This window comes from Quadrisphaera sp. GCM10027208 (assembly GCF_042658805.1).
Taxonomy (GTDB): Bacteria; Actinomycetota; Actinomycetes; order Actinomycetales; family SCSIO-59966; genus SCSIO-59966.
Genome location: NZ_JBHSRC010000005.1, coordinates 249,578 through 265,725, shown reverse-complemented (window position 1 = coordinate 265,725; position 16,148 = coordinate 249,578). Strand labels below are relative to the sequence as shown.

General features: G+C 73.5%; 14 protein-coding genes. 11 read left to right on the top strand and 3 right to left on the bottom strand.

Features of this window, described 5'->3' with window-relative positions; translation table 11 throughout:
- Positions 1 to 19: 19 nt before the first annotated feature.
- The 7 genes from ACFP6A_RS10490 (at position 20) to ACFP6A_RS10460 (ending at position 8,237) form a co-directional block, all read left to right on the top strand.
- Positions 20 to 1,654 (top strand): amidohydrolase, encoded by a 1,635-nt coding sequence (locus tag ACFP6A_RS10490; RefSeq protein ID WP_379603459.1) that lies wholly within the window; start codon positions 20 to 22, stop codon positions 1,652 to 1,654.
- Between the two features lie 362 nt (positions 1,655 to 2,016).
- Complete coding sequence (locus ACFP6A_RS10485) at positions 2,017 to 3,624, top strand: lysine 5,6-aminomutase subunit alpha (protein WP_379603458.1); 1,608 nt, start codon at positions 2,017 to 2,019, stop codon at positions 3,622 to 3,624.
- The gene (locus tag ACFP6A_RS10480; protein ID WP_379603457.1) at positions 3,621 to 4,442 is read left to right on the top strand and encodes an OAM dimerization domain-containing protein; all 822 of its coding nucleotides are present in this window, start codon (positions 3,621 to 3,623) and stop codon (positions 4,440 to 4,442) included. Before ACFP6A_RS10485 ends, ACFP6A_RS10480 begins: the two co-directional genes overlap by 4 nt.
- Positions 4,439 to 4,840: a hotdog domain-containing protein gene (locus ACFP6A_RS10475; protein ID WP_379603456.1), complete on the top strand. Its 402-nt coding sequence runs from the start codon at positions 4,439 to 4,441 to the stop codon at positions 4,838 to 4,840. The genes ACFP6A_RS10480 and ACFP6A_RS10475 overlap by 4 nt, the downstream gene beginning before the upstream one ends.
- Before the next feature lie 465 nt (positions 4,841 to 5,305).
- Positions 5,306 to 7,000: an apolipoprotein N-acyltransferase gene (gene lnt / locus ACFP6A_RS10470; RefSeq protein WP_379603455.1), complete on the top strand. Its 1,695-nt coding sequence runs from the start codon at positions 5,306 to 5,308 to the stop codon at positions 6,998 to 7,000.
- On the top strand, positions 6,997 to 7,767 hold the full coding sequence (locus tag ACFP6A_RS10465; protein WP_379603454.1) for a polyprenol monophosphomannose synthase: 771 nt from the start codon (positions 6,997 to 6,999) through the stop codon (positions 7,765 to 7,767). Before lnt ends, ACFP6A_RS10465 begins: the two co-directional genes overlap by 4 nt.
- The gene (locus tag ACFP6A_RS10460) at positions 7,755 to 8,237 is read left to right on the top strand and encodes an FxsA family protein (RefSeq protein ID WP_379603453.1); all 483 of its coding nucleotides are present in this window, start codon (positions 7,755 to 7,757) and stop codon (positions 8,235 to 8,237) included. Before ACFP6A_RS10465 ends, ACFP6A_RS10460 begins: the two co-directional genes overlap by 13 nt.
- A 75-nt stretch (positions 8,238 to 8,312) precedes the next feature.
- Here the strand turns inward: ACFP6A_RS10460 and ACFP6A_RS10455 are convergent, their stop codons facing one another.
- The 3 genes from ACFP6A_RS10455 to ACFP6A_RS10445 all read right to left on the bottom strand — a co-directional run bounded on the left by ACFP6A_RS10455 (position 8,313) and on the right by ACFP6A_RS10445 (position 11,636).
- Positions 8,313 to 8,666 (bottom strand): RNA polymerase-binding protein RbpA, encoded by a 354-nt coding sequence (locus ACFP6A_RS10455; protein WP_379603452.1) that lies wholly within the window; start codon positions 8,664 to 8,666, stop codon positions 8,313 to 8,315.
- A gap of 171 nt (positions 8,667 to 8,837) precedes the next feature.
- On the bottom strand, positions 8,838 to 10,223 hold the full coding sequence (locus ACFP6A_RS10450; protein WP_379603451.1) for an MFS transporter: 1,386 nt from the start codon (positions 10,221 to 10,223) through the stop codon (positions 8,838 to 8,840).
- 99 nt (positions 10,224 to 10,322) lie between these two features.
- Positions 10,323 to 11,636, bottom strand: coding sequence for a D-alanyl-D-alanine carboxypeptidase family protein (locus ACFP6A_RS10445; protein ID WP_379603450.1), 1,314 nt, complete (start codon positions 11,634 to 11,636; stop codon positions 10,323 to 10,325).
- 292 nt (positions 11,637 to 11,928) lie between these two features.
- Between ACFP6A_RS10445 and ACFP6A_RS10440 the strand changes: the two genes are divergently transcribed.
- The 4 genes from ACFP6A_RS10440 (at position 11,929) to ACFP6A_RS10425 (ending at position 16,126) form a co-directional block, all read left to right on the top strand.
- Positions 11,929 to 12,879 (top strand): aldo/keto reductase, encoded by a 951-nt coding sequence (locus ACFP6A_RS10440; protein WP_379603501.1) that lies wholly within the window; start codon positions 11,929 to 11,931, stop codon positions 12,877 to 12,879.
- A 354-nt stretch (positions 12,880 to 13,233) separates the two neighbouring features.
- Positions 13,234 to 15,639 (top strand): ATP-binding cassette domain-containing protein, encoded by a 2,406-nt coding sequence (locus ACFP6A_RS10435; protein ID WP_379603500.1) that lies wholly within the window; start codon positions 13,234 to 13,236, stop codon positions 15,637 to 15,639.
- A complete protein-coding gene (locus tag ACFP6A_RS10430) occupies positions 15,636 to 15,923 on the top strand; it encodes an AAA family ATPase (RefSeq protein ID WP_379603449.1) in 288 nt (95 codons plus the stop codon). The genes ACFP6A_RS10435 and ACFP6A_RS10430 overlap by 4 nt, the downstream gene beginning before the upstream one ends.
- On the top strand, positions 15,881 to 16,126 hold the full coding sequence (locus ACFP6A_RS10425; protein ID WP_379603505.1) for a hypothetical protein: 246 nt from the start codon (positions 15,881 to 15,883) through the stop codon (positions 16,124 to 16,126). Before ACFP6A_RS10430 ends, ACFP6A_RS10425 begins: the two co-directional genes overlap by 43 nt.
- Positions 16,127 to 16,148 lie beyond the last annotated feature (22 nt).

Sequence of the window (16,148 nt, the reverse complement as noted above, 5' to 3'; positions counted from 1 at the left end):
GGCCCGGCACACTGACGGCGTGCCCGTCACCCTCTACCGCAACGGCGCGGTGTACACCCCGGCCGACCCGTTCGCCACCGCCCTCGTCGTCGACGGCGAGACCGTCGCCTGGGTCGGCTCGGACGACACCGCAGCGACCTTCTCCGACGGCGTGGACGAGGTCGTGGACCTGCAGGGCGGCCTGGTCGCGCCCGCCTTCGTCGACGCCCACGTGCACGTCACCGAGACCGGCCTCGCCCTCGGCGGCGTCGACCTGTCGGCGACCCGCACCCTGACCGAGGCGCTCGACCTCGTGGCGGCGGCGGCCCGCCGCGCCCCGGGGCAGCGGGTCCTCGGCCACGGCTGGGACGAGCGGCTGTGGCCCGAGCAGCGGCCGCCGTCGCGCGCCGAGCTCGACCGGGCGGCGTCCGGGGCCGAGGTCTACCTGTCCCGCGTCGACGTCCACTCCGCGGTGGTCTCCTCGGCGCTGGCGCAGCGCGGGGGGCTCGCGGACCTGCCCGGCTGGGACGACGGGCGGGTGGAGCGGGACGCCCACCACCGCGCCCGGGACCTCACCCGGAACCTGTCCGCCGCCGAGCGGCGTGCTGCTCAGGAGCGGGCGCTGCGCGCCGCCGCGGCCGCGGGGGTGGGCGCCGTGCACGAGTGCGCCGCCCCGCACATCGGCTCGCCCGAGGACCTGCAGGCCCTCCTGGCGCTCACCGACGGCGGCGGGTACCCGGTCGTCGTCCCCTACTGGGGGCAGGCGGTCGCCGACGACGAGAGCCTGCGCGCGGTGCTCGACGCCCTGGGCGCCGAGGTCGGCCCGCGGGTCGCCGGGCTGGCCGGGGACCTGTGCGTGGACGGGTCCGTCGGGTCGCGCACCTCGGCGTTCCGGGAGCCCTACGCCGACGCGGTCGCCGCCGGCCTGCCGGCAGACCACCGAGGCCACCTGTACCTCACCGCCGAGGAGGTGGCGGCGCACCTCGTCGCCACGACCCGCGCCGGGTTGCAGGGCGGCTTCCACGTCATCGGCGACGCCGCCGTCGACGCCGTCCTGGAGGGGGCCGCTCGAGCGGCCGAGCAGGTCGGTCTCGAGGCGCTGCGGGGCGCCCGGCACCGCCTCGAGCACGTCGAGGCGGTCGACGACGCGGCCGTCGCGGCGCTCGCCCGGCTCGGCCTGACGGCCAGCGTGCAGCCGGCGTTCGAGGCGTTCTGGGGCGGCCCGCACGGGATGTACGCCGAGCGGCTCGGCGCCGAGCGCGGCACCCGGCTCAACCGGTTCGGCTCACTGGCCGCGGCCGGTGTCCCGCTGGCCCTGGGCTCCGACTCACCGGTCACCCCGTTCGACCCGTGGTCGTCGATCCGGGCCTGCGCGTTCCACTCCGACCCCGAGGAGCGGATCTCCGCGCGGGCCGCCTTCCTCGCTGCCACGCGCGGTGGGTGGCGGGCCGCCCGGCGTGACGGCGAGGGGGTGCTCGTGCCCGGCGGCCCGGCGACCCTCGCGGTCTGGGAGCCGGCGGAGCTCGTCGTCCAGGCGCCGGACGAGCGGGTCCAGGCCTGGAGCACCGACCCGCGCTCGGGGACGCAGGGGCTGCCCGACCTCACCCCCGGCGTCACCCTGCCCCGGTGCCGGCGGACCGTCGTGGCCGGTGCCGTCGTCCACGACGCCCTCTAACGCCCCCACCCCCGTCCCTCTCCCGTGATCATGCAATCCCGCCACCCTCCCTCCCTATTTCGTGATCATGCAATCCCGCCACCCCAGCGCACCCCTCCTCTGCGCAGAATGCTGGGTTGTCGGCGCGACATGCCGCGAGACCGGTGGCGAGTCCAGCATTCTGTGGACGGACGCCTGGCGCTCCGAAGCCAGCAGGCCCCGTTCCCGGGTGGCGGGATTGCATGATCACGAACGGGGTGTTGGGCCCCACGAGGGTGGCGGGATTGCATGATCACCGAGGGGTGGGGGAGGCGGGGGAAGATTTGCGGCGAAAGAGGTTCGTCGCGGGAAGTTCGCCGCCAGGTATGGCGTAGGCTCCGAACATGTCGTCCCGTCCTCTGACTGCACGGACGCGTGCCGACCGGCCCCGACAGCTGCTGGACCTGGACCCGGTCACCGTCCGCAAGGCCCGGTCGCTGGCCCGGCGCGCCACCCGACCGGTCGTCCGTCTGGCCCGGACGCACACGACCGTCTCGGTCGAGCGCGCGACGCTGCGGATGGCCGGCCTGGCCGGAGCGGACGCCGAGCGGGTGCCCTGGGTGAACCACCTCGTGGACGCCGTCCGCGAGCAGGTGGGGATCGAGCACGGGGTCGCGCTCCCGGTCTGGGACGCCCTCGCCCGCGGGCAGGCGCCTGACCTGCTGACGCTGGCGCAGAAGGCGAGCTCGGGCGCGGTGTCGTTCCGGCTGCCGCAGGGTCGGGACGCCGACCGGGTCGCTCGCGCCGCGCGCCGGGACGTCTCCGCCGGGGTCCGGCGGATCGACCGGGCCCGAAAGGACCGGGAGCGCCTGGTCCGCCGCCTCGGCGACCCCCCGCAGCGTCCCTGGATCTACCTCATCGTCGCGACCGGGGACATCTACGAGGACATCCCCCAGGCCCAGGCGGCCGCCCGGGAGGGCGCCGACGTCATCGCCGTGATCCGCTCGACCGGCCAGTCCCTGCTCGACTACGTCCCCGAAGGGGCCACCCGGGAGGGGTACGCCGGCACCTACGCCACCCAGGAGAACTTCCGGCTCATGCGGGCCGCGCTCGACGAGGTCAGTGCCGAGCTGGGCCGCTACGTCCGCCTGACGAACTACGCCTCGGGGCTGTGCATGCCCGAGATCGCGACGCTGGCCGGGCTCGAGCGGCTCGACATGATGCTCAACGACTCGATGTACGGGATCCTCTTCCGCGACATCAACCCGGTCCGCACCTTCGTCGACCAGCGCTTCAGCCGGCAGGTGCACGCCCGCGCCGGCATCATCATCAACACCGGTGAGGACAACTACCTCACCACCGCCGACGCCGTCGAGGCCGCGCACACGGTCACCGTCAGCCAGCTCGTCAACGAGGCCCTGGCCAAGGAGGCGGGGCTGGCGGACTGGCAGCTCGGCCTCGGCCACGCCTTCGAGATCAACCCTGACCTGCCGGACTCCTTCCGGCTGGAGCTGGCCCACGCGCTGCTGGCGCGCCAGCTGTTCCCCCACGCCCCGCTGAAGTGGATGCCGCCGACGAAGCACATGACCGGCGACGTGTTCCGCGGCTACCTGCTCGACGGCTTCTTCAACCTCGCCGGGGCGATGACGGGGCAGGGGATCCTGCTCGTCGGGATGATGACCGAGGCGGTCGTCACGCCGTGGCTCAGCGACCGCGACCTGGCGCTGCAGAACGTCCGCTACGTGCTCAACGCGGCCGGCGGGCTGACCGAGGACTTCGCCCCACCCAGCGACGGCTTCATCGCCACCCGGGCCCGGCAGGTCCTCGCCGAGTCGGTCGACCTGCTGGAGCGGATCGTCGACCAGGGCATGCTCGACGCCATCGCCGAGGGCACGTTCGGGCTGATGCGCCGGCCCGCCGACGGCGGCAAGGGCCTGGACGGCGTCGCCCGGCGCGCGGACGGCTACGTCAACCCGGCCGTCGACCTGCTGGAGGAGGGCGCCACCCGATGACGAGCACCGAGGAGCGCAGCGCCGTCCGGGGGCACGCCCAGGACCCGGGGGAGAAGCGGGTGGTGCGGCCCTACGGCGACACCACCGGCGACGGGATGGTGCAGCTGTCCTTCACCCTCCCCGTGGCCCACGACAAGCGGGCCGAGGGCGCGGCCCTGCAGCTGGCGGCGAAGATGGGCGTCGAGCCGGCGATGGTCGTGCACGCCAAGGCCATGGGACCGCACTTCACGTTCTTCATCGTCTACGGCTCGGTGCACCACCTCGTCGACCTCGCCCAGGTGCAGGTGGTCGAGCGGGAGTACCCGTTGCTGTCCGCCAAGGAGGTGGACACCGCGATCAAGGCGGGGCTGGGTCGCCCGCTCGTCGTCGTCGGGGCGTGCATCGGCACCGACGCGCACACGGTCGGCATCGACGCGATCCTCAACATCAAGGGCTTCGCCGGCGAGAAGGGGCTGGAGTACTACGGCCAGATCGAGGTGGTCAACCTCGGCGCCCAGGTGCTCGTCCCGGACCTCGTCGAGCGGGCCCAGCAGGCCGGTGCGGACGCCGTGCTCGTCTCCCAGGTCGTCACCCAGCGCGACGCCCACCTGCACAACACCCGGGAGATGGCCGCGGCGTTCCGCGAGGCGTACCCGGCGGACCGTCGTCCGCTGCTCGTCGTCGGCGGTCCGCGGTTCGACGAGACCGCTGCGGCAGCGCTCGGCGTCGACCGGGTGTTCGGCAGGGGCACGACCCCTGGGGAGGTGGCGTCGTACCTCGTGCACGCCCTGGTCCCAGGCGGCGGCGCACGCAGCGAGCGACAGGAGCACCACCGATGAGCCAGGAGCAGGACCCCCGGACCGGGCTGACCGTCGTGCACCGCCGGTACGTCCCGTACGCGCACGCCCACTACGCCGGTGATCTCGTCGACGGGGCGTACTGCCTGGGCCTGTTCGGGGACGTGGCGACGGAGCTCTGCATCCGCACGGACGGCGACGAGGGCCTGTTCGCCTCGTACTCCGACGTGCAGTTCCTCGGGCCGGTGCGCGCCGGCGACGTCCTGGAGGTCACCGGGACCGTGGTCCGGGTGGGACGGCGCAGCCGGGAGATCGACTTCGCCGTCCGAGTGGTCTGCCGGGGGCGTCCGGACGTGCGGGAGTCGGCCGCCGAGGTGCTCCCCGACCCGCTGGTGGTCACCACCGCCCGGGGAACCGTCGTCGTCCCGGGCCCGGCCTGAGGCCAGTCCCACAGCGGGGCGGTCAACGGGGGAGCACGGCGGACACGCCGACGGAGACTCCGACACGCAGGACCTTGGTCACGTCTTCGTCAAGAAGCCGGGGCCGCTGACCTGCGCGAACGCACAAAACCGCAGGTCAGACGGCAGTTGACAGGTCGGGGCGGCGGAGTACCTTCGCCCCTGCGGTCGTCGCTGTACGGCGGGGGCCACAGGACGTTCCCGGGGGAGCTGCGGGGCACGGGCCAGCACGGCAGGCGGACCTGCTCGTCGAGCCAGACCCGAGGCGCACGCAGCCCCTCCGGGGCACCGACGTCCTGCCACCTGGCGGTGGGCCCACGGTCAGGCCCGCGTGCTCAGTAGACAACGGACCGTCCCGGGCAGCCAGTCCCGGTCCGGCCCGGTCCGAAGGGCACGCGGGCCGACCGCGTCTCCAGGTGCCTGTCCCACGGCGACTATCGTGACGTGGTGCGCGCACCCACCCCCGTGGCCCCCGTGCTGCCGACCACGGCAGCGGTGGTCGGCGCCGTGGCTGCCGGGCTCGCCCTGGACCTGTCGTTCCCCGACCCGGGCGTCTGGCCACTGGCGCCGGTCGGTGTCGCGCTGCTCGTGCTCTCGGTTGCCGGACGCCGCACCCTGCCCGCAGCCGGGCTCGGACTGCTCGCCGGGTCGGCCTTCTTCGGCCCGCTGCTGCACTGGGCCGGCATCTACGTCGGCTGGATCGCGTGGGTGCCGCTCGCCGTCCTGCAGGCCCTGTACGTGGCGTTGTTCGCCGCAGGGGCGACCTGGGCCCTCCGGTCGCCCGGTGGTCCGTTCGTGCGCGCGGTGGCGGTGGCCGCGTGGTGGGTCGCGGTGGAGGCACTGCGGGCCCGGACGCCGTTCGGCGGGTTCGGCTGGGGCCGGCTCGCCTTCTCCCAGGCCGACGCCCCCACCCTCGGGCTGGCAGCCCTGGGAGGTGCGCCGCTCGTCTCGTTCGCCGTCGCCCTGGCCGGTGGGCTGCTCGCCGCCGGAGCCGCCGCGGCGCTGCGCCGCCGCCGCGACTCTCCGCGCACCGGTGCGGCACGGCCGCGATCCCGGGCCGCCGCCCTGGCCGTCGTCCTCGCAACCGCCGCGACCGTCGTCCTGGCGGCGGGTGCGCTCGTCCCGCGGCCCACGGCCGCGCAGGCGGGCGAGCTGCGGGTCGCCGCGGTCCAGGGCAACGTGCCGCGGGCCGGCCTGGACTTCAACGCCGAGCGCCGCGCCGTCCTGGACAACCACGCCCGGGCCACCACCGAGCTGGCCGAGCGGGTGGACGCCGGCGCCACCGAGCGTCCCGACGTCGTGCTGTGGCCGGAGAACTCCAGCGACATCGACCCGCTGCTCAACGCCGACGCCGCGGCCGTGATCGACGCGGCGGCGCAGGCGGTGGGCGCGCCGGTCCTCGTCGGCGCCGTCCTGCGCGTGGGGGAGGAGAACCTCGCCAACACCACCCTGGTCTGGGAGCCGGGGACCGGCCCCGTCGACGAGTACGTCAAGCAGCGTCCGGTGCCGTTCGCCGAGTACGTGCCGTACCGGGAGGTGTTCCGGCGCCTGACCAGCGCGGTCGACCTGGTCGCCAAGGACTTCGTCGCCGGCGACGAGGTCGGCCTCCTGGAGGCGGCCGGGACGCCGCTGGGCAACCTGATCTGCTTCGAGGTCGTCGAGGACGACCTGGTCCGCGACGCCGTGCGCGCCGGCGGGGAGCTGCTCGTCGTCCCGACGAACAACGCCACCTTCGGGTACACCGACGAGAGCGTCCAGCAGCTGGCGATGAGCCGCCTGCGCGCCGTCGAGCACGGCCGTGCGGTCGCCCACATCTCCACCGTGGGTGTCAGCGCGCTCATCGCCCCGGACGGCGCGGTGCTCGCCGACACCGTTCTGTTCACCACCGCGGTGCTGGAGGGCGACCTGCCGCTACGGACCGCGACGACCCCTGCCACCCGGCTGGGGGAGGCACCAGAGCTGGCGCTGTCGGCGCTCGGCGTCCTGGCCGTCCTGGTCGGCGCCGCTCGGGGACGTCGCCGTGGCCCGGCCCGCCCCGCCGGCCGTGCAGGTGCCCGGAGGCCCGGCCCGGACGGCGACCCGGACCCCACCGGCCCGGCCGGCCCCCGTCGAGCCGTCACCGAGGAGGTGGGCGCGTCGTGAGGGTGCTCGTCGTCGTCCCCACCTACAACGAGCGGGCGAGCCTGCCGGGGACGCTGCGCCGGCTGCGCACCGCGGTACCCGAGGCCGACGCGCTCGTCGTCGACGACGCCAGCCCGGACGGCACCGGCGACCTCGCCGACGCCCTCGCCGCGGACGACGAGCAGGTCCACGTCCTGCACCGGGCGGCCAAGGAGGGGCTCGGGGCCGCGTACGTCGCCGGGTTCGGCTGGGGCCTGGAGCGCGGGTACGACGTCCTGGTCGAGATGGACGCCGACGGGTCCCACCAGCCCGAGCAGCTGCCCCGGATGCTCGCCGCGCTCGCCGACGGCGCCGACCTCGTCCTGGGGTCCCGGTGGGTGCCGGGGGGCGCGGTGCACAACTGGCCCCGCCACCGGCTGCTCCTGAGCCGGGGGGGCAACGTCTACACCCGGCTGGTCACCGGGATCGGGCTGCACGACGCCACCGGCGGGTTCCGGGTGTTCCGGCGGGAGGTGCTCCAGGGCCTGGACCTGGCGGACGTCGCCTCCCAGGGCTACTGCTTCCAGGTGGACCTGGCGTGGCGCGCCGTGCGAGCCGGGTACGACGTCCGCGAGGTGCCGATCGACTTCGTCGAGCGCGCCGTCGGCACCAGCAAGATGAGCCGTGACATCGTCCTGGAGGCGCTGTGGCGGGTGACGCTCTGGGGGGTGACCCACCGGGTGTCACAGGTCACCGGGTCCCTGCGTCGCAGGCGGAGCCGACGTGAGGAGGCGGCGTGGCGGGCGTGAACCGGCGCGGGGGCTGGGTGCGCTGGGTCGTCGTGGCTCTGCTCGTCGTCCCGCTCGCCGAGCTGCTCGTGATCCTGCAGGTCGGGGACCTGATCGGCGGGTGGCCGACGGTGCTGCTCCTGGTCGCCGAGTCGGCTCTGGGCGCCTACCTGCTGGGCCGCGAGGGCCCGGCGACGTGGCGACGGCTTCAGGCGGCTCTGGGCGCGGGCCGGATGCCCTCGGCGGAGCTGACCGACGCCGCGCTGGTGCTCGTCGGGGGGACCCTGCTGCTCACTCCCGGGTTCATCACCGACGCCGTCGGGTTCTTCTGCATCCTGCCCCCGACGCGGCCGCTGGCCCGCCGGTGGGTCCTCGCGGCCTTCCGCCGCCGCGTCACGGCGCGGGTCGTGCCCGGGTCCGGTCCGGCCAGGGGGCCGCAGCGGGGCCCCGGTCCGGACGACGTGATCGAGGGCGAGATCGTCGAGGAGTGACGAGGCCGGCCGCGTCCCTGGGGGGAGGGGACGCGACCGGCCTCGGTTCAGGAGCCGGCGCACGGCCGGCACGGGTCAGGCGCTGCGTCGTCCGCTGTGCAGTCGACCGCTGCGCAGCAGCTCCAGGCGCTCGTCGAGCAGGACCTCGAGCTCGGCGATCGTGCGCCGCTCCAGCAGCATGTCCCAGTGGGTGCGCTGCGGCCGGGTGGGCTTGGCCTCGGGACGCTCGCCGTCCCGCAGCAGCGCCTCAGCGCCGCAGCGGCACTCCCACAGCGGGGGCACGTCGGCCTCCACCGAGAACGGGATGGTGATCGTGTGCCCGTTGGGGCAGTCGTAGACGGCGATGGTGCGCGGGGCCGGCTCGACGCCCTCGTCGTTCTCCATGCTCTGGGCACCCAGTCGGGTGCCTCGCAGGCTGCGGTCGCTCATGTGGTCCCCCTCAGCTCCTCGGGCGACGCCCCGGGTCGAGGCGTTCGGCGTGCCGCTCACCGGGTCCAACGCGGGGCCGGCGAGCGGTGTTCCGGGCGGGCGTGTGGGAGGGCGCACGTCCGCGCGTTGCCGGGGCTGCACCGGCGTGACCGGGGCCGCGGACCTCGCTGCTCACACCTTGCGTGGCTGGACGTTGCCGGCGTCGGCGATGCCCTTGCGGACGTCGACCTTGACCAGCAGGAGCCCACCGACGACGAAGAAGACGAGGAGCGACAGGATCGCGGGGCGGTAGGAGTCGGTGAGCTGGAACATCAGCCCGAACAGGAAGGTGCCGAACCAGCTGGTGCCGCGCTCGGCGGCCTGGTACAGGCTGAAGTACTCGGCCTGGCGACCGAGGGGCACGAGCTGGCTGTACAGCGAGCGGGACAACGCCTGGGTGCCGCCGAGCACGAGACCGATGCCGACGGCCAGCGCGAGGAAGAGGGCGAACTGGCCCTCGGGCAGGACGAAGCCGACGGCCACCACACCGGTCCACATGACGATCCCGTAGAGCACCGACCGCTTGGCGCCGATCCTGGCGGCCATCCGCCCGAACAACAGCGCGCCACCGAAGGCGACGAACTGGACGAGCAGGATCGTGATGATCAGCTGTGACTCGTTGAACCCGAGCTCGGCCTGGCCGTAGAGGCTCGAGGAGCCGATGACGGTCTGGATGCCGTCGTTGAAGAACAGGTACGCCGCGAGGAACAGCAGTGTCTGCGGGTAGCCGCGCAGGTGCTTGAGGGTCTGCCAGAGCTGCCCGAACGACTCGGTCACCAGGTTGCCGCGCTCGACCGGCGCGAGCCGCACGGGAGGCCGGTTGCGCAGCCCGAGGAACGGGATGAGCGTGAACACCCCCCACCAGATCCCCGCACTCAGCAGGGAGATCCGGACCGTCTGGCCGGCGTCCAGACCGAGGGAGCCGCCCATCGTCACCAGCGCCAGGTTGACCGCCAGCAGCAGGCCCCCTCCCAGGTAGCCGAGCGCCCAGCCGCGCGAGGACACCCGGTCCCGCTCGTCGGGGGTGGCGATCTGGACCAGGATCGCGTCGTAGACGACCAGTGAGGCGCCCAGGCAGATGTTGGCGACGAACTGCAGGGCGGCCCCCAGCTGCCAGTTCGTGCCGGTGACGAGGAACATGGACGCCGCGGCCAGGGACCCGACCCAGGCGAACCCGGCGAGCAGGTGCTTGGGGCGAGGTGAGCGGTCGGCGATCGCCCCGACCACGGGCAGCAGCAGCGCCGACAGCAGGGTCGAGGCGGTGACGACGTACAGGGCCAGCGAGCCGGCGGCCACCGGCAGACCGAGGACCGACAGGTCCGTCGTGCAGACCTCGTCGGCGGGCACGTCCGGGCAGGCTGCCGCCCGGGCCACCGACGACAGGTACGGCACGAACAGCACGGTGGCCGTGGTGGTGACGTAGGCGGAGTTGGCCCAGTCGTAGAAGTACCAGGCACGCTGCTCGCGCCTGCGCTCCTGCTCGGTCGCGGCGACGGGGCTCACGGCGGGTGTGGACACGGCGGCATCATCCTGCCCGAGGGCGTCCTCGTGGGAGCACCTCGGGCAGCGTGTCGGCGGTGCCGCCGGTGCCGCCGGTGCGGCCAGTGCCGGTGGCGGTCAGCCGCCGTACTCCCAGTGCCAGGGCTCGGGCCTGCTGCCGTCCTGCTGGGCCCACCCGGGGTGGAACCAGCCGAACAGGGGCGCGTTCCACTGCATCCAGATGTGCTGCTCGGTGCCGAACTCCTCGATCCCCCCGCACAGGTCCACGGCCGTGCCCCACCCGTGGTTGCTCGTGCCGGGCGCCGCGGCCAGGTCGGGTTTGGTACCGAACACGGCCACCTGCGCGTCGAGCGGACGGTAGGAGTCGGTGACGCAGATCGGTTCACCGAACCGCGCCCGGTAGGCCTCGTCGAGCTGGGTGAACGCGTACGCCGCGTCAGCGCGCAGCCGGTGGCCGTCCTGCGGGAGCGGGCACAGCGCGTCGAGGGGCACGGCCCCGTTGGGGTACAGGTGGGTCGGTCCCCCCTTGCAGTCACCCACCGGACCGGTCACCGCGTTCGGACCCTTGCGGCCGGTCGCCGCATCGGCCGCGAGCCGGTGCTGCTCGGCGGCGGCCCGCACGAGGGCCAGCTGCTCGGCCCGCTCCTGGGCGGACTCGACGTCCTTCTCCAGGACCGTGAGCATCTCGTCGAGGACGACGAGCTGCTCCTGCTGCTCGGCGAGCAGGGCGTCGGCCTCCTCCTTGGCCTCGGCCGCGCGGGCAGCGGCCTCCTCGGCCTCGAGGGTCGCGGCGGCGGCGCGGCGGGCGGCGTCCCGCTGGACGGCCGCGGCCTGCTCGGCAGTGTCGACGGCGGTGCCCTGGACGCGCCCGACGACACGGAGCATCGACAGTCGTTGGCCGAGCTCGTCGGTGGTCCGGGCGCCGAAGACGGTCATCAGGCCCTCGTAGTCGGCCATCGCCCCGCCGTCCCGGTAGGCCTTGGAGGCCCAGCGGCCGAGATCGTCGCGGTTGCCGGCGAGCACCTCGCGGGCAGCGGCGAGACGACGCTCCTGGACCTGCTGCTCGGCCTTGGCCGCGTCCTGGTCGGCCAGGGCGCGCTGGTAGCGCTCCATCGCCTCACCGGCCTGGGCCGCGAGCTCGGCCAGGCGGTCCCGGGCGTCCTGCAGGGCCTGCTCCTGGGCGGCCCGTTCGGCCTCCAGCAGCTCGGCGTGCTCCCGCTCGGCCGCCAGGTCCTCGGCACTGGGACCCTCACCGTCGACGGGCAGGTCACCGGGGGACAGGCTCCCGGGCGGGTCCACGGCCACGGTGGCGGCCTCGGCCGGCGCGCCTCCGTCGTCCGCGCCTGCGGGGGCAGGGAGCAGCAGAGCCAGCGAGACGGCGGCCGCCACGGTCGCGACGAGGCGCCGGCCCGGTCTGCTCCGCTCGGTCATGACACCGTCCGTGATCGTCGTCGTGGGACGCACCTGGACGTCGTGCGCCCTCGATGACATCACCGATGTGTTCTCCCCGTAGGTCGTTTGCGCCATGTCCACCAGTCAGCCGTGTCCACCAGTCAGCCATGTCCACCAGTCAGCTGAGACCAGACCGGCCGTTGAGGACGGGGCGACCATAACCCGAGCCGCCGCCGGCGCGCTCGTCCGGCTGTGGACGACCCCGGGGCGTGTGAGCCCGCCGGACGGCCCTAGCGTGGCGGCCGTGACCGACACACCGATGACTCCTCCGATGACGTACCGGCAGCTCGGCGACTCCGGCCTCACCGTCTCCACGGTCGGCCTGGGGTGCAACAACTTCGGGGGCCGCATCGACGCTGAACGAACCCAGGAGGTCGTCGACGCGGCGGTCGACGCCGGCATCACGCTGTTCGACACCGCCGACACCTACGGTGGCACCCCGGGAGCCAGCGAGGAGCTGCTCGGCCGGGCGCTGGGCCGGCGGCGGGCCGACGTCGTCGTGGCGACGAAGTTCGGGATGGACATGGGGGACACCTACGGTGCCGCCCCGCAGGCCCGGGGCTCGCGCCGGTACGTGCGCCGGGCGGTCGAGGCCAGTCTGCGACGGCTCGGCACGGACTGGATCGACCTCTACCAGCTGCACCGCCCGGACCCGCTGACGCCGGTGGAGGAGACGCTGGCGGCGCTGCACGAGCTCGTCCTGGAGGGCAAGGTGCGGTACATCGGGTCGTCGAACTTCGCGGGCTGGCAGGTCGTCGACGCCGACTGGACCGCCCGCACCGCCGGCCTCACCCGGTTCGTCTCGGCGCAGAACGAGTACTCGCTGCTCAAGCGGGACGCCGAGCGGGAGCTCGTCCCGGCGCTGGAGCGCACCGGGGGCGGGCTGCTGCCGTTCTACCCGCTGGCGTCCGGGCTGCTCACCGGCAAGTACCGGCGCGGACAGGGCGCCCCCGCGGGCACCCGGCTGGTCAGCCGCCCCGAGCGCCTGGCGGCCGCAGACTTCGACCGGATCGAGGCGATCGACCGGTACGCCCAGGAGCGCGGGCTCACGATGCTCGACGTCGCGATCGGTGGGCTGGCCGCCCAGCCCACGGTCGCGTCCGTGATCGCCGGGGCGACGTCGGCGGAGCAGGTCCGCGCCAACGTGCGGGCCGGCTCCTGGCAGCCGACCGCCGAGGACCTCGCCGCCCTCGACGAGATCACCTCCGCCCCCCGCGCCTGACCCACCCCCTCCCCGTGATCATGCAATCCCGCCACCCCCACCCGCACCCTCATTCGTGATCATGCAATCCCGCCACCCGCCGACTCGCAGAATGCTGGGTTGGTGGCGCGACACGCCGGCCAGGCTGTGCTGAGCGCAGCATTCTGTGGTGGAGGCGCGCCACCCGACATGGGCTCACACGGCAACGAAGACCAGTTGTCATCCCTCGGGGTGGCCGCCAGCGGCCAGGAGGCGTTCATGCAATCCCGCCACCCTTGACTCCGGAGTGGAGGGTGGCGGGATTGCATGATCACCAAGGAGGAGGACGGGGGAGGGGACGGCGAGGAGGTGCTTGGCCGTGGCACCCTCGGCGGGATGAGCACGCCACTGACCGGAGACCCGCTGACGGTCGACCGGCACCCCGACCTGCACCCCGCGGACCGGCATGACCGGATCCGGGTGCACGGGGCCCGGGAGAACAACCTCAAGGACGTCGACGTCGAGCTCCCGAAGCGACGCCTGACGGTGTTCACCGGCGTCTCCGGCTCCGGGAAGAGCTCGTTGGTCCTCGACACGATCGCCGCCGAGTCGCAACGGATGATCAACGAGACCTACAGCGCGTTCGTCCAGGGCTTCATGCCCGCGCTGTCGCGTCCGGACGTCGACCTGCTCGACGGCCTGACGGCCGCCATCGTCGTCGACCAGGAGCGGCTGGGCGCGAATCCGCGCTCCACGGTCGGGACGGTCACCGACGCCAACGCCATGCTCCGCATCCTCTTCAGCCGTCTCGGTGAACCGCACATCGGCGGCCCCAGTGCGTTCTCCTTCAACGTGCCGACGGTCCGGGCCAGTGGCGCCATCACCGTCGAACGAGGCAGCACTGCGAAAGCGAGGAAGGCGACCTTCAGCCGGCTCGGCGGCATGTGCCCGCGGTGCGAGGGCATGGGGACGGTCTCGGACGTCGACCTGGCGGCCCTCTACGACGAGACCAAGTCCCTGGCCGAGGGGGCACTCAAGGTCCCCGGCTACACGATGGACGGCTGGTACGGGCGCATCTTTGCCGGCAGCGGCTTCTTCGACATGAACAAGCCGATCGCGGCCTACAGCAGACGCGAACTGCACGACCTGCTCCACCGCGAGCCGACGAAGATCAATGTCGACGGCATCAACCTCACCTACGAAGGCCTCATCCCGCGGATCCAGAAGTCGATGCTGTCCAAGGACGTCGACACGCTCCAGCCGCACGTCCGCGCCTTCGTCGAGCGCGCGGTCACGTTCCAGACCTGCCCGGAGTGCGACGGCACCCGGCTGGCGCCCCAGGCGCGCTCGTCGAGGATCCGCGGCCAGAACATCGCCGACCTGTGCCGGATGCAGATCAGCGACCTGGCGGTGTGGGTCCGCGAGCTCGAGGAGCCGACCGTCGCGCCGCTGCTCGCCGGTTTGCAGCACCTTCTGGACGCCTTCACGCAGATCGGCCTGGGGTACCTGTCCCTGGAGCGCCCGTCGGGCACGCTGTCCGGGGGAGAGGCGCAGCGCACCACGATGATCCGGCACCTGGGGTCCGCGTTGACCGACGTCACGTACGTGTTCGACGAGCCCACGATCGGCCTGCACCCGCACGACATCCAGCGGATGAACACGCTGCTGCTCCAGTTGCGCGACAAGGGGAACACCGTGCTCGTCATCGAGCACAAACCAGAGACCATCGACATCGCGGACCACGTCGTCGACCTCGGGCCCGGCGCCGGCACGGCCGGTGGCACGGTGTGCTTCGAGGGCAACGTCACGGGCCTGCGGAGCAGCGGCACCACCACCGGTCGCCACCTCGACGACCGGGCCAGGCTCAAGGACGCCGCTCGGGCGCCGTCCGGGGCCCTCGAGGTCCGGGGGGCGTCCCTGCACAACCTGCGGGACATCGACGTGGACGTCCCGCTCGGCGTCCTGTGCGTCGTGACCGGGGTAGCCGGGTCCGGCAAGAGCTCGCTCGTGCACGGCTCTATCGCCGGCCGCGACGGCGTCGTCGTCATCGACCAGGGCGCGATCCGCGGCTCCCGGCGCAGCAACCCGGCGACGTACACCGGCCTGCTCGACCCGGTCCGCAAGGCCTTCGCCAAGGCCAACGGCGTGAAGCCGGCACTGTTCTCCGCAAACTCCGAGGGTGCCTGCCCCACCTGCAACGGCGCCGGCGTCGTCTACACCGACCTCGGCGTGATGGCCACGGTCGAGTCGGTCTGCGAGGACTGCGAGGGCCGGCGCTTCCAGCTCGCCGTGCTGGAGTACACGCTGGCGGGGCGGAACATCGCCGAGGTGCTCGCCATGTCAGTGAGCGAGGCCGAGGCCTTCTTCTCCGAGGGCCGGGCCCGGACGCCGGCCGCCCACGCCGTCCTGCACCGGCTCGCCGACGTCGGGCTGGGCTATCTGACCCTCGGCCAGCCGCTGACGACCCTGTCGGGCGGCGAGCGGCAGCGGCTCAAGCTGGCCACCCAGATGGGACAGAAGGGCGAGGTCTACGTCCTGGACGAGCCCACCGCCGGGCTCCACCTGGCGGACGTCGAGCAGCTCCTCGGCCTGCTGGACCGGCTCGTGGACGCCGGGCGATCGGTCGTGGTCATCGAGCACCACCAGGCCGTGATGGCCCACGCCGACTGGATCATCGACCTCGGCCCGGGTGCCGGGCACGACGGCGGCCGCGTCGTCTTCGAGGGCACGCCGGCCGACCTGGTGGCTGCCCGCTCGACGCTGACCGGCGAGCACCTCGCGGCCTACGTGGGCGCGGCATGAGCCGGGTGGTGCTCATGTGCGGCCCGGCAGGGTCGGGAAAGTCGACCTACGCACGGCGTCTGGAGGCCGAAGGCATGGTCCGGCTCTCGATCGACAGTGAGCTCTGGAGACGCGGCCACCCGAAGCCATTACCGTCCACGGAGGTCCACAACGAGATCGAGACACAGTTGCGACAGCGGCTGCTTGAACTCGTCACTGCGGGACGGGACGTCGTCCTCGACTTCTCCTTCTGGTCGCGGGCATGCGGAACGAATACCGACGTCTCCTGGCACCCACCGGGGTGATCCCCGAGACGGTCCACGTCGTCACCGACCGGGAGACCGCCCTGGCGCGGCTTCGTGCCCGCCGCGGCACCCATCCGGACGACGTCGTCCTGCCGCCCGAGGTGGCCGCCCGCTACATCGACCACTTCGAGCCGCCCACCGCGGACGAGGGGCCCCTGACCGTCGTCGACGGTGAGGGTCCACCGCCGGACACACCACGGTGACGGTGCCCGGTGCATGTCACCT